This is a genomic window from Chromobacterium vaccinii (genome assembly GCF_000971335.1).
Lineage (GTDB): Bacteria > Pseudomonadota > Gammaproteobacteria > Burkholderiales > Chromobacteriaceae > Chromobacterium > Chromobacterium vaccinii.
Genome location: NZ_JZJL01000019.1, coordinates 64,317 through 82,444, shown reverse-complemented (window position 1 = coordinate 82,444; position 18,128 = coordinate 64,317). Strand labels below are relative to the sequence as shown.

The window sequence follows — 18,128 nt, the reverse complement described above, 5'->3', positions numbered from 1 at the left end:
GTGGCGCGCCACTGGAATGACCGACGCCGATTTCGGCAAGCCCATCATCGCCATCGCCAACTCCTTCACCCAGTTCGTGCCCGGCCACGTGCATCTGCAGAACATGGGCCAGCTGGTGGCGAGAGAGATAGAAAAAGCCGGTGGCGTCGCCAAGGAATTCAACACCATCGCCATCGACGACGGCATCGCCATGGGCCACGGCGGCATGCTGTACAGCCTGCCCAGCCGCGACCTGATCGCCGACAGCGTGGAATACATGGTCAACGCCCACTGCGCCGACGCGCTGGTGTGCATCTCCAATTGCGACAAGATTACCCCCGGCATGCTGATGGCGGCGATGCGCCTCAACATCCCGGTTGTGTTCGTCTCCGGCGGGCCGATGGAGGCCGGCAAGGTGCAGTGGGGCAACGAGGTGCGCAAGCTGGACCTGGTGGACGCGATGGTGGAGGCCGCCAACAGCGCGGTGTCCGACGAGGACGTCGACCGCGTCGAGCGCTCCGCCTGTCCCACTTGCGGCTCCTGCTCCGGCATGTTCACGGCGAACTCGATGAACTGTCTGACCGAGGCGCTGGGCTTGTCGCTGCCCGGCAACGGCAGCCTGGTGGCCACCCACGCCGACCGGAAAGAGCTGTTCCTCAAGGCTGGCCGCCTGATCGTCGAGCTGGCCAAGCGCCATTACGAGGGCGAGGACTTTTCCATCCTGCCGCGCGGCATCGCCACCAAAGAGGCCTTCGAGAACGCGATGAGCCTGGACGTGGCGATGGGTGGCTCGACCAATACTGTGCTGCACTTGCTGGCCGCAGCCAGCGAGGCCGGCGTCGATTTCAAGATGGCCGACATCGACCGCATCAGCCGCGGCGTGCCGTGCCTGTCCAAGGTGGCGCCGGCGACGCAGAAATACCATATGGAGGACGTTCACCGCGCCGGCGGCGTGATCGGCATCCTGGCCGAGCTGGACCGCGCCGGCCTGATTCACCGCGACGTCGCCACCGTGCACAGCCCGACGCTGGGCTCGGCGCTGGAGCAGTGGGACGTGATGCGCCACGGCGAAGGCAGCGAGCCGCACCGCCTGTTCCGCGCGGCCCCGGGCGGCGTGGCCACCACCATCGCCTTCAGCCAGAGCATGCGCTACCCGACGCTGGATGACGACCGCGCCGACGGCTGCATCCGCGACCAGGCCCACGCCTACTCGCAGGACGGCGGCCTGGCGGTGCTGTACGGCAATATCGCCGAGCGCGGCTGCATCGTGAAGACCGCCGGCGTCGACGAATCGATACTGAAATTCACCGGCCGCGCCCGCATTTTCGAAAGCCAGGACGCGGCGGTGGAAGGCATTCTCGCCGACCAGATCGTCGCCGGCGACATCGTCATCATCCGCTACGAGGGGCCGAAAGGCGGCCCGGGCATGCAGGAGATGCTGTACCCGACGTCCTATCTGAAGTCCAAGGGCCTGGGCAAGGCCTGCGCGCTGCTGACCGACGGCCGCTTCTCCGGCGGCACCTCCGGCCTGTCCATCGGCCACGCGTCGCCGGAAGCGGCCGAAGGCGGCGCGATCGGTCTGGCGCAAGAGGGCGACACCGTGGAGATCGACATCCCCAATCGCCGCATCCATCTGGCGGTGTCCGACGAGGAGCTGGCCAAGCGCCGTATCGCGATGGACGCCAGGGGCCGCGACTCCTGGAAGCCGGTCGGCCGCGAACGCGTGGTCAGCCCGGCCTTGCGCGCCTACGCGGCGATGACCACCAGCGCCGACACCGGCGCGGTGCGCGATGTGTCTCAAGTCGAACGCAAATAAAAAAGTGTAGGGTGCGTCACACCGCCAGGGGCGACGCACCTAAGGCGACACGCCGAAATAGAAGGGGAGGCCAAGCGCCTCCCCTTTTTGTTCCAGGCGGGCCTGAAAATTTCGCCGCAGTCCCGCTCGGGACGGTGGAATTTTCGGGCCTGGCTGATTTACACGGTGGACAAGGTCACCACCGCCGCCGCGACGATGCCGATGCCGGCCCAGCCGATCGGCTTCAGTTTTTGCTTGTACAGCAGGCGGCCGCCGATGGCGGTGCCGAGAATGCCGATGGAGCCCCACAAGGCGTAGGCGATGGCCAGATCCATGCCTTTTACCGCTTGGCCCAGCAGCGCGAAGGCCAGCCACACCAGCAGGATGGCGCCTATGCCCCAGGCGCGGCGGCGGAAACCGTCTGATTTTTCCAGCATCAGGTTGGCGCCCACTTCTATCAGCGCGGAAGCCAGCACGAACAACAGGTAAACGGTTTTCATGCCGCGGCCTCCTCATCATGGGTTTCGCCCATCGTCACGCAGACTAGGCCCAGCAGCGCGAGGCCCAGGCCAAACACTTCCTGCGGCACCAGCTTTTCGCCGAACAGCCAGACGCTGACCGCGGTCAGGCCGACCAGGCCCAAACCTTCCCACACCGCGTAGGCGACGCCGACCGAGATCGCGCGCAGCGCGAGGGACAGCAAATAGTAGGACAGCGCCAGGGCCAGCGACATCCAGACATAACCCAGATAGCCGCCGCTGCGGGCGGCGACCGCCATGAACGAGGTGCCGGCGATTTCACAAACGATGGCCGCCATCAGGATCAGCCAGGCGACGAGCAGAGGGGAGAAGAATTTTTTACACATAGTGTTGAATAAAATAAACAAGACAGGGGTAGGACCTTGACCATATGACCGGAGTTCCCCGCATATCGCGTTACTTGATTGGCATGTTGTATAAAATCGGCGAATTTTCTTAAAAATGGCATGCAAAAAAGCCGCCTGGAGGCGGCTTGGTCGATGCGAGGGGTGTCAGTCGTTCCGCAGCAGGGTTTCGCCATCCTGCTGGGCGAGCTGGAAGGTTTTCAGCGGTCGGTGGCGGCGGATCCGCTCCGCCAATTCCGGCGAGTGGCTGGTCACCCACAGCTGGCTGTGGCGGCTGGCCTCGGCGATCAGCCGCGCCAGCGCCGGCAGCAAGGCCGGATGCAGGCTGTTTTCCGGCTCGTTCAAGGCCATGAAGGCGGGTGGCCGGGGGCTGAGCAGCGCCACCGCCAGGCATAGGAAGCGCAGCGTGCCGTCGGACAGCTCGGCGGCCTCCAGCGGCCGCAGCAGGCCGTCGCGCTGCATCAGCATCTGGAAGCGCCCTTGCTGCGTGTCCACCAGGAAGCGGCAATCGGGGAAAGCGTCGGCCAGCATGCTGTCCAGCAGCTCGCGATCACCGATCTCGACGATGGTCTGGAACGCGGCGGCCAGATTGGCGCCGTCGTGCGCCAGCACCGGCGAACGGATGCCGACCTGAGGCGCGCGCAGCGGCGAGCCGGGCCAGACGGCGAACTCGTGGTAGAAGCGCCAGTTGCGCAGTGTCTCGCGGATTTGGGACAGTTCCGGATAGCGGTGCGGCTCGGCCAGCTGGCCGAAGATGGACTCCTCGGCGCGCAGGCTGGCCGGGTAGCTGTTCCGCTCGCCTTCCACGCCGCAGAGAAAAGCGGCCTGGTTGCGGCGCTCCAGCAGCAGCGTGGAAGGCCGCCGGCCGTGCCCGGCCAGCCACAGGCTTTCCTCCTTCACCAGCGGGTCCAGCGAGAACAGGCTGAGGCTGGGTTCCGGGTAGCCCAGTTGCAGTTCGTAGTCGTAGTCGTCCAGGCGGGCGGACAGGATCATCCGTTTCGGCGCGCGCGCCTTGTCGCCGCGGCGGGCGCCGCCGGCCCACATCGCCTTCTGCGCGCCCCCTTCCTGGGCCAGCGCGGCGGACAGCCGGCCTTCGGACGCCGCATGCAGCAACTGGATGGCCTTGTACAGATTCGATTTGCCGCAACCATTGGGGCCGACGACAACGTTGAGCGAGTCCAATTCAAGCGTCAGCTTGCGTATCGAGCGAAACCCGGCGAGATGGAGGCTGTGTATCGGCATGTGGAAAGGTTTGGGCGAGGAGAAGGTCTGAGACCGCGCGGCAAGGATGGCGGTTCCCGGGCCGGCGGATGGGGAGGCCGGTCTGGGTGGGGCGAAAGTTATTGGGTATTGATTATTGTCATAATGCCGCAGCGCGATCCTGTTAGCATGCGCCTGCGTTGTCTGACAGTTGGGAACTCGTCAAGCCGCGCGCGGTCCGTCCAAGTATTCCCCTTCAAGCTTTTTCTCTAGGTTGTTCGGTTCACTTCGTGAAAAACCGAACAATACTGTCCGCCGAAGATTCGTTTTGTTTCGAAAATGAAATATCTGTTAAATGCATATGGAATTGATATATTTTCAATTTTACAACAATGACATTTTGATGGACTGTTGAACAGCGATGAAAAAGAGGCGCTGCCGCTTGCGCCGCAAGCAGCCGGGGCGGGAGGCTTCTGGCGGTTCTATTGTGACGGAATGTCCGTACGGCAATGATTTTTAATATTTTTGGGAGTGTTTGTGTGGCGGGTGGGCAAAAAAAATGCGCGGTGCCTTACGGCCCGCGCCAAGTCTACAAAGGAGAAATAGAGGAGAAACTATCAAGAAGCAATTGCTGCATCTCAACGAGAACGGATTATCCGGATTGCGGTACCGAGTGTCAACATGTGCGTTTTCGAAAATGTCGAGAAATGTAAGTTTTTGTCGCGCCTTGATACATTGCCTGCTGGAATGCCTGATTTTCCATTGCTTCAGCCCGTTGGCATGGCTCGCTTCCCTCCGCGCAAGAACGTGGCGGCTGTGCCACAATAGGCGTTTTCGATAGTTGCAGGATGTCAGCACCATGGACGCCGTCCGCCATATTCTTCCCGATCCGCGCCAGTACCACCCGCAGGTTTCCCTGACCAACCGCCTGATCCATCACGCCCAGTCGGTGCTGGACGCGCCGAATGCGGATGACCGCGAAATGTGGCGCCAAGGGCTGGCGGGCGCGATGGACGAAATGCTGCAGCGCCGCGAGCTGCTGTCCATCTCCGTCGCGCTGGCGATGGTGCCGTCCCAGGCCTGCTACCAGGTGGTATGGGACGCCTTGCGCCAGACCGTGGAAGGCGGCAGCGCCAATGTGGCGCTGTTCGCGCTGCCGCTGGTGCTGGTGGCGGGCAGCCGCGAGCAGGCGACGCTGCCGGCCGAAATCGCCGATATCGATGGCCTGAACGATCTCTTGCGCCGGCATGGCGTGTTCGCCGACGGCGACGCCGCGCTGGGCGGCGCGCTGCTGCACCCGGACAGCCTGACCGGGCTCGACGCGGTCAAACTGTACGAGATGTCGCGCCAGGGCGCCGACGCGCGCAATGGCCTGCCTAGCCAGCCGGCGCCGATCACGGTGAAGGAAGAGGGCGTATTCCTGCGCTATCTGCTGGGCGCGGCGATCCTGCGCGACGGCGCGGAGCCGCCGGTGAAGCTGGGCGGCTCGGTCGGCGCCTGGGGCATGCCGGTGATGAAATTCCTCGGCGAGCAGCTGAAGACCGAAGGCGTGACGCTGTTCCCGATCGCCCGTCCGCCGCTGCCGGCGATGCAGGCGCTGGTGGCCGGCAACTTCGCCCGCTTCGAAGTGGCGCTGCAGGTGTTCGCCAGCAGCCAGATCCGCCGCCTGCGCGAGCTGGACAAGGACCCGGTGGCGATTCTGTCCGCCCACGACAACGGCGAGCTGCACTTCACCTTGTCGGCCAAGGGCGATGAGCGCAATTGGGAAGGCTTCGTCTGGCCGCTGGCATCGCTGGACAATGTCAAGCTGATAGAAGAGAACTTCCGCGAGCTGATGCGCGAATGCCATGTGCGCGACGTGCATGTGCTGGCGGAGCTGCAGGCGGAAAGCCGGGACGGCGTGCCGCTGTTCTTCACCGCCGACGATCTGTAAGGCCGCGATCTTCGAAAATCGGCCCCGCCTCTAGCGGGGCTTTGTTTTGCCCGTCAGCCGGCGTCGTCTTCCATCCGCACCCAGGGCGCGCCGGCCAGTTTTTCCGCCAGATAGTCGATCAGCGCTTGCACGCGCGTCGGCCGCCCGCGTCCCGGCGGCGTCAGGATGTACAGCGCGATGGGATCGACCTCCCAGCCCGGCATCGCCGCTTCCAGGCGGCCCGCCTGCAGGTCTTCCCAGGCCAGAAACTCCGGCTGCAAGGCCAGTCCCAGCCCCGCCCGCAGCGCCGGCGCCAGCGCTTCGGCGTTGTTGACGCGCAGCGCCGTCGGCATTTCCAGCGCGAATTCTCCTTTCTCCGCATGGCGGAAACGCCAATGGCGGTCTTGCGCGTTGCTGTAGCGCAGGGCGCGGTGCCCGGCCAGCTCGCCTGGATCGGCCGGCCTGCCGTGGCGCTCGAAATACGAGGGCGCGCCCACCAGCAGGATGCGCACCGCGCACAAGCGCCTGGCCAGCAGGCTGGAATCGGCCGGCGAGGCGATGCGCAGCGCCAGGTCCATCCGGTTCGCCACCAGGTCCACCTGTTCGTCGCTGAAGTGAAAATCCAGCTCCACCTCGGGGTGGCGCGCCATGAATTCCGGCAACAAAGGGGCCAGGTGGGAGATGCCGAAGGACATCGGCGCGGCGACGCGCACCGTGCCGCGCAGGCTGCCGGATTGCTCGGCGACGTCGGCCTCCACCGCCTCTCCCTCGGCCAGGATGCGCGCCGCCCGCTCCAGCGCGGCGTCGCCGGCCGCCGTCAGCGCCAGCCGGCGGGAGGTGCGGTGCAGCAGCGTGGCCTTGATCCTCGCTTCCAGCCGCGTCACCGCCTTGGACACGGTGGCCTGCGACAGCGCGAGTTCCTCGGCCGCGCGGGCGAAGGAGCCGCATTCGGCTACTTTGGCGAAGATGGCCCAGGCTTCAAGATCGGGAAGTCGTTTCATGTTCCATGCCGGAAAGGGAGGGGGTGGGGCAAAGTCTAGCAGTCAACTGCCAGGATGGCGCGTTGATCATGACTAAAATAGAAATGATGCTATTCAATCTATTCCATTTTAATCCTGATGCCGGCTGTTTATAGTGGCTACATCATTCTTCCGCCATCGCAGGAGCAAGCCATGATCGAACGCCGACCCTTCGCCAGCCTGGGCGCAGCCCATCACGGCTGGCTCGACGCCAAACACCATTTCTCCTTCGCCGACTACCGCGACCCGGCGCGCATGCACTGGGGCGCGTTGCGGGTGTGGAACGACGACACCATCGCCGCCGGCGGAGGCTTCGCCCCGCACCCGCACGCCGACATGGAGATCATCACCTATGTCCGTGAGGGCGCGATCAGCCATCAGGACAATCTGGGCAACCGCGGGCGCACCGAGGCCGGCGACGTGCAGGTGATGAGCGCCGGCAGCGGCATCGTCCATTCCGAATACAACCTGGAGCCTGTCTCCACCCGCATCTTCCAGATCTGGATCTACCCGGACAGCCGAGGCGGCGAGCCGTCTTGGGGCAGCAAGCCTTTTCCCAAGGCCGACCGCTCCGGCGCCTTCGTCGCGCTGGCCAGCGGCATGGCCGGCGATGACGGGGCCTTGCCGATCCGCGCCGACGCCCGCGTGCTGGGCGCCACGCTGAAGGCCGGCGAAAGCGCCGACTACCGGCTGGGCGCCGGCCGTCGCGGCTATCTGGCGCTGTCCGCCGGATCGGCCCTGGTGAACGGCGTGGCGCTGCAGACAGGCGACGGCGCGGCCATCCGCGACGAGGACCTGGTTCGCGTCGAGGCCGGCGAGGATGTTGAACTGATCCTGGTGGACACCCGGGAATGACGCGTTTGGCGAGCGGCGGGGCGGCGGCCCCCCGCCGACGCCCGTCCATCGAACCGGCCGCCGGCATATTTACAATGGAGAAACCGTGATGAAACCGACCGCTACAGCCGCGCCCAGCCCCTTGCTGCTGACTCCGCGCGACCACACGCTGATCATGATCGACTACCAGTCGCAGATGGCCTTCGCCACCCATTCCATCGATATTCCGACGCTGCGCAACAACGCCGGCCTGGTCGCCAGCGCCGCCGCCGGATTCGGCGTGTCCGCCATCCTGACCACCGTCGTGGAGAAAAGCTTTTCCGGTCCGATGTTCGACGAAGTGACCGCGCCGTTCCCGGACTTGCGCATGCTGGACCGCACGTCGATGAACACCTGGGAAGACGCCGCGGTGATCGCCCGCGTCAATCAGATCGGCAAGAGCCGCATCGTGCTGGCCGGCCTGTGGACCAGCGTTTGCATCGTCGGTCCGGCGCTGTCCGCGCTGGACCAGGGTTTCGAGGTCTACGTGATCGCCGACGCTTGCGGCGACATCTCGACCGAGGCGCACGAGCGCGCGATGCAGCGCATGGTGCAGGCCGGCGCGCGGCCCATCACCTCGCTGCAGTACCTGCTGGAGCTGCAGCGCGACTGGGCGCGCGCCGACACCTATGAGCTGACCACCGGCATCGCCGCCAAGCTGGGCGGCGGCTACGGCCTGGGCATCCGTTACGCCAAAACCATGTTCGGCGGCCACGAAGGCTGATCGCCGCGCCGCCGCCGGCCGCGTCTATCCGCCGGCGGCGGCCGATATCCAGGGGAGAAGCCATCATGGCTACAGCTGATACGATTCTGCGCAATGGCCGCATCGCCACGCTGGACCGGCGGCGACCGCAGGCAAGCGCCGTCGCCGTCAAGGATGGCCGCTTCCTGGCGGTGGGGGAGGAGGCCGAGATCATGGCGCTGGCCGGGCCGGCCACCCGCGTCGTCGATCTCAGGGGGCGGCGCGCGTTGCCCGGCCTGATCGACAACCACACCCACCTGGTGCGCGGCGGGCTCAACTTCAATATGGAGCTGCGCTGGGACGGCGTGCGCTCGCTGGCCGACGCGATGGACATGCTGCGGCGGCAGGTGGCGGTCACGCCCGCGCCGCAATGGGTGCGGGTGGTGGGCGGCTTCACCGAGCACCAGTTCGTCGAGAAACGGTTGCCGATGCTGGACGAAATCAACGCTATCGCGCCGGACACGCCGGTTTTCCTGCTGCATTTGTACGATCGCGCCTTGCTCAATGGCGCGGCGCTGCGCGCCGTGGGCTACGGCCGCGACACGCCGGCGCCGCCGGGCGGCGAGATCGTCCGTGACGGCAACGGCAACCCCACCGGCCTGCTGCTGGCCAAGCCCAACGCCGCCATCCTGTACGCGACGCTGGCCAAGGGCCCCAAGCTGCCGTTCGACTACCAGCTCAACTCCACCCGCCACTTCATGCGCGAGTTGAACCGGCTGGGCGTGACCGGCGTCATCGACGCCGGCGGCGGCTTCCAGAACTACCCGGACGATTACGAGGTGATCCGGCAACTGGCCGATTCCGGGCAGATGACGGTGCGGCTGGCCTACAACCTGTTCACCCAGAAGCCGAAGGCGGAAAAGGAGGATTTCCTGGCTTGGACCGGCAGCGTCCGCTACAAGCAGGGCGACGATTATTTTCGCCACAACGGCGCTGGCGAGATGCTGGTGTTTTCCGCCGCCGATTTCGAGGACTTCCGCCAGCCACGTCCCGACATGGCGCCGGAAATGGAGGGCGAACTGGAAGAAGTGGTGCGCATCCTGGCGCAGAACCGCTGGCCGTGGCGCTTGCATGCCACTTACGACGAAACCATCTCCCGCGCGCTGGACGTGTTCGAGAAGGTGGATCGCGACATCCCCCTGCAAGGGCTGAATTGGTTTTTCGACCACGCCGAGACCATTTCCGAGCGCTCGATGGACCGCATCGCCGCGCTGGGCGGCGGCATCGCGGTGCAGCACCGGATGGCCTACCAGGGCGAGTATTTCGTCGAGCGCTACGGCGCGGCGGCGGCCGAGTCGACGCCGCCCATCGCCCGCATGCTGGACAAGGGTTTGAAGGTGTCGGCCGGCACCGACGCCACCCGCGTCGCCTCCTATAATCCCTGGGTGTCGCTGGCCTGGATGATCACCGGCAAGACTGTCGGCGGCTTGCGGCTCTATCCGCAGCGCAACTGCCTGGACCGCGAAACCGCGTTGCGGATGTGGACCGAGAACGTGGCCTGGTTCACCAACGAGGAGGGCGGGCGCGGCCGCATCGAAGTGGGCCAGCTGGCAGATCTGGTCGTGCCGGACCGGGATTTCTTTTCCTGCCCGGAGGACGACATCTCCTTCCTGGTGTCCGAGCTGACCATGGTGGGCGGCCGCGTCGTCTACGCCGCGGGCGGTTTCGCCGAGCTGGACGACAATCCCTTGCCGCCGGCGATGCCGGACTGGTCGCCGGCGCGGACCTTCAAGGGCTACGCCGCCTGGGGCGATCCGCAAGGCTCCGGCCGCCATTCGCTGCATCGCCAGGCCTCCGCCGCTTGCGGCTGCGCCAGCGCCTGCGGCCTGCACGGCCACCAGCATGCGCGGGCCTGGGGCGCGGAGCTGCCGGTATCGGATGCCAAGGGCTTTTTCGGCGCTTTGGGCTGCTCCTGCTGGGCGGTGTGAGGGGCGCGGCGCAGCCTGGGCGAGCTTGCTTCACGTTAAGGTTTCGATCCGGGCATTTCGTGTAGAATGCCCGGATCGTTAACCCTTTGATGGATGAGTCAAAGATGTTCGCTGCTGACCAGACGATCGCCAAATTCGACCCAGAACTCGCCGCCGCCATCGCGGCTGAATGCCAACGCCAGGAAGATCACATCGAGCTGATCGCCTCGGAAAACTATACCAGCCCGGCCGTCATGGAAGCCCAAGGCTCCCAGCTGACCAACAAGTACGCCGAAGGCTATCCGGGCAAGCGCTTCTACGGCGGTTGCGAGCATGTGGATGTCGTCGAGCAGCTGGCCATCGACCGCGTCAAGCAGCTGTTCGGCGCCGAATACGCCAACGTGCAGCCGCACTCCGGCTCCCAGGCCAACCAGGCGGTGTACTTCTCCATCCTGAAGCCGGGCGACACCGTGATGGGCATGAACCTGGGCCATGGCGGCCACCTGACCCACGGCTCCCCGGCCAACCTGTCCGGCAAGATGTTCAACATCGTCGCCTACGGTTTGAACGACAAGGAAGAAATCGACTACGACGACATGGAGCGCGTGGCGATGGAAACCAAGCCGAAGCTGATCATCGGCGGCGCATCAGCCTACGCGCTGCGTTTCGACTTCGAGCGCATGGGCCAGATCGCCAAGAAGGTCGGCGCTTACTTCATGGTGGACATGGCGCACTACGCCGGCCTGGTGGCCGCCGGCCTGTACCCGAACCCGGTGCCGCACGCCGACTTCGTCACCTCGACCACCCACAAGACCCTGCGCGGTCCGCGCGGCGGCATTATTCTGGCCAAGGCCGAGTTCGAGAAGAGCATCAACAGCAATGTGTTCCCGACGCTGCAAGGCGGCCCGCTGGAGCACGTGATCGCCGCCAAGGCCGTCGCCTTCAAGGAAGCGCTGCAGCCGGAGTTCAAGGAATACCAGCAGCAGGTGTTGAAGAACGCCGCCATCATGGCCAAGACCCTGGCCGAGCGCGGTCTGCGCATCGTGTCCGGCCGCACCGAGAGCCACGTGTTCTTGGTCGACCTGCGCCCCAAGGGCCTGACAGGCAAGCAAGCCGACGCGCTGCTGGGCCGCGCCCACATCACGGTCAACAAGAATTCGATCCCGAACGATCCGGAAACCCCGTTCGTCACCTCGGGCGTCCGCATCGGCTCCCCGGCCATCACCACCCGCGGCTTCAAGGAAGCCGAGGCCATCGAAGTGGCCAATATGGTCGCCGACGTGCTGGACAATCCGAACGACGACGCGCTGATCGCCCGCATCGCCGAGAAGGCCACCGCGCTGTGCCACCGTTTCCCGGTGTACGCCAAGTAATCAGCCGGCTCGCCCGGATGCATAAAAGCCGCCCGCAGGGGCGGCTTTTTCTTTGCCAGGGCCGGCTCGAGCCATGGCCGGCGGTGCGGGCGGGCGGCATTGCTGATAACATCCAACTATTGCAACCCACAGGATTATTGTCATGAAATGCGCGTTTTGCGGCAACTCGGACACCCAGGTGATCGACTCCCGCGTCAGCGAGGACGGCAGCAGCATCCGCCGCCGTCGCCGCTGCCCGGCCTGCGACAAGCGTTTCACGACCTTCGAGACTGCCGACGTGCGCATGCCGCAGGTGGTGAAGACCGCGGGCCACCGGTCCGAGTTCGACATCGAGAAAGTGCGCACCAGCTTCCTGCGTGCGCTGCACAAGCGGCCGGTGTCCACCACGCTGGTGGACGAGGCGATAGACCGCATCTGCCACAAGCTGCTGCAGCTAGGCGAGCGCGAGGTCAGCAGCCGGCAGATCGGCGAGATGGTGATGAACGAACTGGCGCGGCTGGACAAGGTGGCCTATGTCCGTTTCGCGTCGGTTTACCGCAGTTTCCAGGATATTTCCGAATTCACCGACGCGATCAAGGAAATCCAGAAGTCCTCGCATTGACAGTTCGTTGGCCGCTTGATTAGCTTTGGAAATTTAATTGTCATTTCTAGAGACGCCATGACCGCCATTGCCCAGACACGCGTTGCCCTGCTGCCGCCCGACGTTGCCTACGCCGAGCGGCTGTTCGCATTGATAGACGATAGCCGCGAAACGCTGCGGACTTGGCTGCCTTGGGTGGATGCCGCCCGCAGCGTGGAGGATAGCCGGCAGTTCCTGGCCGGCGTCGCCGAAGGCGCGCGCAGCGGCTCGGCCTGCGCGTCCTGGCTGATAGGGTTTGACGGCGAGCTGGCCGGCTGCATCGACATCCATGGCATCAGCAAGCTGCACCGATCGGGTTTCCTGGGCTATTGGCTGGCGGACCGTTTCGTCGGCCGCGGCGTGATGGGCGAGGCCGCGGCACAAGCCCTGGATGCGGGTTTCGGCGCGCTGGAGTTGAACCGGATCGCCATCCTGGCGGGCGTGGACAATACCCGCAGCCGCGCAGTGGCCGAGCGCCTGGGCTTCATCCGCGAGGGCGCGCAGCGCGAGGGGCTCCATCTGCATGGCCGTTATCATGACGCCTGCCAGTACAGCATGCTGGCCGGCGAGTGGCGGGCGCGGCGATGAGCGCGGTGGAGATCCGCCCGCCGGAGCCGGCGCGCGACGCCGAGCGAATCTACGCGTTGATCGAACGCCACCGCGGCACCTTGTCGCAATGGTTGGCGGGCATCGTCAGGCCGCAATCGGCGGCGGACACCGAAGCCTTCCTGCGCTTGCAGGCACAAGGCAATGACGAGGGACGCTGCGCGCACCGGGTGATTCTGGCGGATGGCGAAATCGCCGGCATCTGTTCGCTGCACGGCATCAGCGCCGCCCATCGCTATGCCCGCCTTGGCTACTGGCTGGCCGACAGCCACGTCGGCCGGGGCGTGATGTCGCAGGCGTTGGCGCTATTGCTGCGCCACGCCTTCGAAGACTTGGGCCTGCACCGGCTGGAGCTGGGCTGCGCGCCGGAGAATCTGCGCAGCTGCCGCGTCGCCGAGCGGCTGGGTTTCCGGCTGGAGGGGGAGCTGCGCGACCGCTTCTGGAATATGCGTTGCTACGGCCTGCTGGCCGATGAGTGGAAGAATCGAACATGACGGACTATAGCGCCGACGACTACCTGTACATGCAGCGCGCGCTGCGCCTGGCCGAGAGCGCGACGCGCCGGGCGGCGCCGAACCCCGGCGTCGGCTGCGTGCTGGTCAACAACGGCCGGGTGGTGGGCGAGGGCGCGACGCTGGCGGTGGGGGGCGACCATGCCGAAATCCAGGCGATCAAGGACTGTCTCGCGCGGGGCGAAAGCCCGCGCGGCGCCAGCGCCTACGTGACGCTGGAACCGTGTAGCCACCATGGCCGCACGCCGCCGTGCGCGGCGCGCCTGATCGCCGAAGGCGTCGCGCGGGTGGTGGCGGCGATGGTGGACCCCTATCATGAAGTGGCGGGCGGAGGCATCGCCATGCTGCGCGCGGCCGGCGTCGAGGCGTCGGCGGGGTTGATGGAGGCCGAGGCGCGCTGGACGCACCGCGGCTTCCTGTCGCGCGTCGAGCGCGGCCGGCCCTGGGTGACGCTGAAGGCCGCCTCCACGCTGGACGGCAAGACCGCGTTGCTGAACGGCCGCAGCAAATGGATCACCGGGCCGGAGGCGAGGATGGACGTGCAGCGGCTGCGCGCCGCGCATGGCGCGATCCTGACCGGTAGCGGCACCGTGCTGGCCGACGATCCTCAATTGACCGTGCGCGAGCTGCAGGTGGCGGCGCAGCCCTGGCGGGTGGTGCTGGACGGCGATTTGCGCACCGATGCCGGCGCGCGCGTCTACCAGGATGGCGGCGCATTGCTGGCGAGCTGCGAGACGGACGAGGGCCGCTTGGCCGCGTTCCGCGAACGCGGGGTGGATGTCCTGGCGCTGGCGCGCCGCGATGGCAAGGCCGATCTGGCCGATCTGCTGGCGCAACTGGCCGGGCGCGGCGTCAATGAACTGATGGTGGAGGCCGGCGCCGGCCTCAACGGCGCCATGTTGCGCGCCGGGCTGGTGGACGAGATCGTGCTGTATCTGGCGCCATCGCTGGCCGGCGACGCCGCGCGCGGCTTGTTCGCCTGGCCGGCGCTGGAGGATCTGGCCGACAAGATCGAGCTGGATATCGCCGACATCGGCAAGGTGGGACGGGATCTGCGGCTGGCGCTGCGTCCGCGCCGCGTTTAGCGCCGCCTGTCCTCCTGCCGGCTCCGGCTGCGTTATCGCTATCGGAGGCGCGGCGTTTCCGCCGCCATGGGAGAGTGCGATGGTTGCGAGGGCTGGGGCATGAATCCCCGCGAGGCGACGCTGGATGCCTATCTGAAGCTGATTGCCCGGCTGGGCGCCGACGACGGGGTGGTGGCGGCGCGGCGGGAAATGCTGGTGCGTTTGCTGGCCCGGCTTGCCGGCGCGAAGCGGACTTCCGGCGATTATCACGCCCATGTCGGGGGCTTCGTCGCGGATTGCGGGCAATCCGAGCGAGTGCTGGCCATCACCTGCGCCCGCGAGTTCTATTATTTCTGGCTTGACGACATGAAGAAAATGGTGGAAATGACGGCCCGCGCCGGCTTTTCCATCCATAACCCGGATTTTCCCTGGCATGGCGATTTCAACGCGCTGCTGGGCGCGATGCGCGAATCCGGCTTTTCGCGTTTTCCGCCCTCGCTGGGCCTGTATCTGGGCAAATCGTTCGAAGACGGCGCCGGCGAGGCCGATATCCTCCAGCGCGAACATCTGCTCAAGGCCTTGCTTTTCCTGCTCGATCCCCATCCTCCCACCTCCAGCCATTACCGGATGGCGGTGGACGCGCTGTTACAGCATCTGGCGGACGCTGCTGCCAGGCAACAGCTGCTGGCGCTGGTGCGCGAGTATTTCGGCTACTGGCAGTCCTTCCCTTTTTCCCATCATCGGAAAAGCGGGGCGCGGTGAAGGATTTTGGTGAGTAAAACTCATCAGTTGCTTTTGTGCCTGCCATGCGCGTTGCGCTTTCCATCCTTTGTTCATATGGATGAATTCCCATGATTGACCCGCTAGGCTGGCGATGTGAACATGCGTTTTCTACACAAAGGAGAATGCGATGGGACATCAGACGGCCTATCAGAGCCTGACCCGCACTTTTCAACGGCTGCATCATTTCGGCCATTTGGGTTCCATCGCCAGCTGGGATCAGGCGGCGATGATGCCGGCCAAGGGCAACGAGGCGCGCGCCGCCGCCCAGGCCGAGCTGCAGGTGCTGATGCATCAGTTGATCACCGCGCCGGAGCTGGCGCAGCAGTTGGCCAGCGCGGAGCGGGAGGATCTGGACGAGTTGCAACGCGCCAATCTGCGCGAGATGCGCCGGGAATGGCGGCAGGCCAATTTGCTGCCCGCCGAGCTGGTGGAGGCCAAAACGCTGGCCGCCGCGCGCTGCGAGCATGCCTGGCGCAGCCAGCGCAAGAATAATGACTGGCGGGGGTTCCTGCCCAATTTTCGCGAGGTGCTGAGGCTGGCGCGGCAAGAGGCGGCGCTGCTGGCCGAGGCTAACGGCGTCAGCCGTTACGACGCGTTGCTGGACAAGTACGAGCCGGGCGTGAAGAGCGCCGAGATCGCGCGCATCTTCGACGACGTGAAGACCTGGCTGCCCGGCTTGATCTCCCAGGTCCGCGCCAAGCAGGCCGGCGAGGCGGTGATCCGGCCGCAGGGGCCGTTTCCGGTCGAGCGGCAACGCGAATTGGGCCTGGAAGCGATGAGGCTGCTGGGATTCGATTTCGACGGCGGCAGGCTGGATGTCAGCGCCCACCCGTTCTGCGGCGGCGTGCCCGAGGACGTACGCATCACCACCCGCTACCGCGACGACGATTTCGTCCAGAGCCTGATGGGCATCATTCATGAGACCGGCCACGCCCGCTACGAACAGGGCCTGCCGCGAGATTTGCTGTCGCTGCCGGTCGGCCGCGCCCGCTCGATGGGCATACACGAGAGCCAGAGCCTGTCGTTCGAAATGCAACTGGGTTGCAGCCGCGGCTTCCTGCAATTGCTGGCGCCGATGCTGCGCTGCCATTTCGGCGCTCAGCCGGCCTTCGACGCCGACAACCTGGCCAAGCTGTTCACCCGGGTCGAACCCGGCTACATCCGCGTCGACGCCGACGAGCTGTGCTACCCGGCGCACGTGATCCTGCGCTTCGAGATCGAGCGCGCGCTGATCGACGGCGAGATCGAAGCCGAAGACGTGCCGGCGCTATGGGATGAAAAGATGATGGCCTACCTGGGCGTGGACACGCGCGGAAACTACCGCGACGGCTGTCTGCAGGACATCCACTGGACCGACACTTTCGGCTATTTCCCCAGCTATACCTTGGGCGCGATGTACGCGGCGCAATATTTCGCGACGCTGCGGCGGAGGGAGCCGGGGCTGGACGACAAGATCGGCCGGGGGGAGCTGGAGCCGGTGTTCGGCTGGCTGCGCGAAAACATCTGGACCCAGGGCAGCCGCTGGACCACCGAGGAACTGGTCAGGCGCGCCACCGGCGAAGCGTTGAATCCGGCGCATTACCGCGCTCATCTGGAAGCGCGCTATCTGGGCTAGCCGCAGGAGGCCGGAGCCGTTACAGCCCTTTTCGACACGCGAACAAAACCCCTGATCCCGCGTTGCGCCTCCTTGTCGTACCACTGGCATTGCTTGCGTCGGCGCGCCTTGGCTCAGCTTCTCTGCGAGGCTTTGTCGGCGGCGCTTAGTCTTGCCGCAGCAGGAAGCGTTCGACTTCGGCAGCCATTTGTTCCGGTTTCTCCCATTGCAGCATATGGCCGGCGCCGGCGATCGTGGCCTCGCTGAGGCGGGCGAAACAGGCGCGGCGCTGGTCCAGCGTGGCCATCACGTCGCTGACGACGGGGTGGCCGAACGGCTGCTCGCCCAGCAGCCACAGCACCGACGCGGTGATGCGGCGCCAACAGGCCATCGCCTCCTCCAGCCGATACAGCACTGGGTTGACCATTTTATGGCGCGGGTCGGCGCGGTAGACCACGCCGCCGTCTACCGGCCGGGTCAGCTCCGCGGCCAGCCAGCGCGCCCGCTCGGGCGTCAAACCCGGATTGCGGGCGATCAGCTTGCTCGCCGCCTGCTCCGGGCTTTCCATCGGTTCGAACCCGATTGCTTGGCTGGTTTCCCGCAGCCAGCGGCCGTAACGGCCTGGCGCCTCGGCCGGCCGGGTGGGGTTGAGGCCGAAGCCTTCGGCCAGCACCAGCTTCGCCACTCTTTGCGGGCAGACGCCGGCGTAGATGCCGGCGATCATCGATCCCATGCTGTGTCCCAGCAGGTTGACCGGCTGGTCCGGCGACAGTTGGCGCAGCAGATCGTCGAGGTCGGCCAGGTAGTCGGGGAAATAATAGCTGCCGTCATTCCATTGGCTATCGCCGAAGCCGCGCCAGTCGGGCGCGACGACCCGCCACTCTCCTTGCAGCGCGTCCACCATGAATTGAAACGTGGCGGAGCTGTCCATCCAGCCGTGCAGCAGCACCAGCAGCGGCGCGTCGTCGTCGCCCCAGCGGCGCAGGTGGCAGCGGCGTTGATTGAGCGTCAGGTATTGGCTGGAGGAGGGGGGCATGTCGGGCGGGTTCCGTTCGGTGCGCAGCCGTTCAGTCTAACTGCGCGATGTCGGAGCGGCTAGTGGCGGCTCGGGCATTATTGGCAATGAAAATGAAAATGTCATTGTGGTTTGCCTTTTCTTTTGAATTTGGCGTATATGTTAAATTAAAAGTTTAAAATGTTGTTAAATTGATGCAAGAATGCGACATGTCATTACAGCCATGACAAACTGTTGTATTGAAAAAAATCC

General features: G+C 65.5%; 17 protein-coding genes. 12 read left to right on the top strand and 5 right to left on the bottom strand.

The window, feature by feature from the left end; all coding sequences use genetic code 11:
• A partial coding sequence (ilvD, locus tag VL52_RS11430) for a dihydroxy-acid dehydratase (RefSeq protein WP_046157153.1) occupies positions 1-1,795 on the top strand: 1,795 nt, incomplete at its 5' end.
• A 158-nt stretch (positions 1,796-1,953) separates the two neighbouring features.
• Here ilvD and VL52_RS11425 read toward each other — a convergent pair.
• The 3 genes from VL52_RS11425 to VL52_RS11415 all read right to left on the bottom strand — a co-directional run bounded on the left by VL52_RS11425 (position 1,954) and on the right by VL52_RS11415 (position 3,899).
• On the bottom strand, positions 1,954-2,274 hold the full coding sequence (locus VL52_RS11425; RefSeq protein WP_021476982.1) for an SMR family transporter: 321 nt from the start codon (positions 2,272-2,274) through the stop codon (positions 1,954-1,956).
• Complete coding sequence (locus VL52_RS11420) at positions 2,271-2,639, bottom strand: DMT family transporter (protein WP_046157145.1); 369 nt, start codon at positions 2,637-2,639, stop codon at positions 2,271-2,273. Before VL52_RS11420 ends, VL52_RS11425 begins: the two co-directional genes overlap by 4 nt.
• 165 nt (positions 2,640-2,804) lie before the next feature.
• On the bottom strand, positions 2,805-3,899 hold the full coding sequence (locus VL52_RS11415) for an AAA family ATPase (RefSeq protein ID WP_046157144.1): 1,095 nt from the start codon (positions 3,897-3,899) through the stop codon (positions 2,805-2,807).
• 817 nt (positions 3,900-4,716) lie between these two features.
• Here VL52_RS11415 and VL52_RS11410 point away from each other — a divergent pair.
• On the top strand, positions 4,717-5,790 hold the full coding sequence (locus VL52_RS11410; RefSeq protein WP_046157143.1) for a hypothetical protein: 1,074 nt from the start codon (positions 4,717-4,719) through the stop codon (positions 5,788-5,790).
• Positions 5,791-5,843: 53 nt separating this feature from the next.
• Here the strand turns inward: VL52_RS11410 and VL52_RS11405 are convergent, their stop codons facing one another.
• A complete protein-coding gene (locus VL52_RS11405) occupies positions 5,844-6,770 on the bottom strand; it encodes a LysR family transcriptional regulator (protein ID WP_046157142.1) in 927 nt (308 codons plus the stop codon).
• Between the two features lie 171 nt (positions 6,771-6,941).
• Between VL52_RS11405 and VL52_RS11400 the strand changes: the two genes are divergently transcribed.
• The 10 genes from VL52_RS11400 to VL52_RS11355 all read left to right on the top strand — a co-directional run bounded on the left by VL52_RS11400 (position 6,942) and on the right by VL52_RS11355 (position 16,882).
• A complete protein-coding gene (locus VL52_RS11400) occupies positions 6,942-7,643 on the top strand; it encodes a pirin family protein (RefSeq protein WP_046157141.1) in 702 nt (233 codons plus the stop codon).
• Positions 7,644-7,731: 88 nt separating this feature from the next.
• Positions 7,732-8,385, top strand: coding sequence for a hydrolase (locus VL52_RS11395; RefSeq protein ID WP_046157140.1), 654 nt, complete (start codon positions 7,732-7,734; stop codon positions 8,383-8,385).
• Positions 8,386-8,450: 65 nt separating this feature from the next.
• Positions 8,451-10,331 (top strand): amidohydrolase, encoded by a 1,881-nt coding sequence (locus VL52_RS11390; protein ID WP_046157139.1) that lies wholly within the window; start codon positions 8,451-8,453, stop codon positions 10,329-10,331.
• A 104-nt stretch (positions 10,332-10,435) separates the two neighbouring features.
• Entirely contained in the window at positions 10,436-11,683 is a 1,248-nt protein-coding gene (gene glyA / locus VL52_RS11385; RefSeq protein ID WP_046157138.1) for a serine hydroxymethyltransferase, read from the top strand.
• Between the two features lie 142 nt (positions 11,684-11,825).
• Positions 11,826-12,284, top strand: a complete 459-nt coding sequence (nrdR, locus tag VL52_RS11380) for a transcriptional regulator NrdR (RefSeq protein WP_021476991.1) — start codon at positions 11,826-11,828, stop codon at positions 12,282-12,284.
• Between the two features lie 57 nt (positions 12,285-12,341).
• On the top strand, positions 12,342-12,890 hold the full coding sequence (locus VL52_RS11375) for a GNAT family N-acetyltransferase (RefSeq protein ID WP_046157137.1): 549 nt from the start codon (positions 12,342-12,344) through the stop codon (positions 12,888-12,890).
• Positions 12,887-13,402: a GNAT family N-acetyltransferase gene (locus tag VL52_RS11370; RefSeq protein ID WP_046157136.1), complete on the top strand. Its 516-nt coding sequence runs from the start codon at positions 12,887-12,889 to the stop codon at positions 13,400-13,402. The genes VL52_RS11375 and VL52_RS11370 overlap by 4 nt, the downstream gene beginning before the upstream one ends.
• The gene (gene ribD / locus VL52_RS11365) at positions 13,399-14,505 is read left to right on the top strand and encodes a bifunctional diaminohydroxyphosphoribosylaminopyrimidine deaminase/5-amino-6-(5-phosphoribosylamino)uracil reductase RibD (protein WP_046157135.1); all 1,107 of its coding nucleotides are present in this window, start codon (positions 13,399-13,401) and stop codon (positions 14,503-14,505) included. Before VL52_RS11370 ends, ribD begins: the two co-directional genes overlap by 4 nt.
• Positions 14,506-14,604: 99 nt before the next feature.
• A complete protein-coding gene (locus VL52_RS11360) occupies positions 14,605-15,246 on the top strand; it encodes a hypothetical protein (RefSeq protein ID WP_046157134.1) in 642 nt (213 codons plus the stop codon).
• Between the two features lie 148 nt (positions 15,247-15,394).
• The gene (locus tag VL52_RS11355; protein ID WP_046157133.1) at positions 15,395-16,882 is read left to right on the top strand and encodes a carboxypeptidase M32; all 1,488 of its coding nucleotides are present in this window, start codon (positions 15,395-15,397) and stop codon (positions 16,880-16,882) included.
• 145 nt (positions 16,883-17,027) lie between these two features.
• On the opposite strand, the gene VL52_RS11350 is transcribed toward VL52_RS11355, so the two are convergent.
• Positions 17,028-17,897 (bottom strand): alpha/beta fold hydrolase, encoded by an 870-nt coding sequence (locus tag VL52_RS11350; RefSeq protein ID WP_046157132.1) that lies wholly within the window; start codon positions 17,895-17,897, stop codon positions 17,028-17,030.
• Positions 17,898-18,128 lie beyond the last annotated feature (231 nt).

Coding starts and splice junctions, on each gene's coding strand:
- VL52_RS11425 (WP_021476982.1), bottom strand. CDS start 2,274: ATGAAAACCGTTTACCTGTTGTTCGTGCTGGCTTCCGCGCTGATAGAA.
- glyA (WP_046157138.1), top strand. CDS start 10,436: ATGTTCGCTGCTGACCAGACGATCGCCAAATTCGACCCAGAACTCGCC.
- VL52_RS11400 (WP_046157141.1), top strand. CDS start 6,942: ATGATCGAACGCCGACCCTTCGCCAGCCTGGGCGCAGCCCATCACGGC.
- VL52_RS11375 (WP_046157137.1), top strand. CDS start 12,342: ATGACCGCCATTGCCCAGACACGCGTTGCCCTGCTGCCGCCCGACGTT.
- VL52_RS11350 (WP_046157132.1), bottom strand. CDS start 17,897: ATGCCCCCCTCCTCCAGCCAATACCTGACGCTCAATCAACGCCGCTGC.
- ribD (WP_046157135.1), top strand. CDS start 13,399: ATGACGGACTATAGCGCCGACGACTACCTGTACATGCAGCGCGCGCTG.
- VL52_RS11420 (WP_046157145.1), bottom strand. CDS start 2,639: ATGTGTAAAAAATTCTTCTCCCCTCTGCTCGTCGCCTGGCTGATCCTG.
- VL52_RS11405 (WP_046157142.1), bottom strand. CDS start 6,770: ATGAAACGACTTCCCGATCTTGAAGCCTGGGCCATCTTCGCCAAAGTA.
- VL52_RS11415 (WP_046157144.1), bottom strand. CDS start 3,899: ATGCCGATACACAGCCTCCATCTCGCCGGGTTTCGCTCGATACGCAAG.
- VL52_RS11390 (WP_046157139.1), top strand. CDS start 8,451: ATGGCTACAGCTGATACGATTCTGCGCAATGGCCGCATCGCCACGCTG.
- nrdR (WP_021476991.1), top strand. CDS start 11,826: ATGAAATGCGCGTTTTGCGGCAACTCGGACACCCAGGTGATCGACTCC.
- VL52_RS11370 (WP_046157136.1), top strand. CDS start 12,887: ATGAGCGCGGTGGAGATCCGCCCGCCGGAGCCGGCGCGCGACGCCGAG.
- VL52_RS11355 (WP_046157133.1), top strand. CDS start 15,395: ATGGGACATCAGACGGCCTATCAGAGCCTGACCCGCACTTTTCAACGG.
- VL52_RS11410 (WP_046157143.1), top strand. CDS start 4,717: ATGGACGCCGTCCGCCATATTCTTCCCGATCCGCGCCAGTACCACCCG.
- VL52_RS11360 (WP_046157134.1), top strand. CDS start 14,605: ATGAATCCCCGCGAGGCGACGCTGGATGCCTATCTGAAGCTGATTGCC.
- VL52_RS11395 (WP_046157140.1), top strand. CDS start 7,732: ATGAAACCGACCGCTACAGCCGCGCCCAGCCCCTTGCTGCTGACTCCG.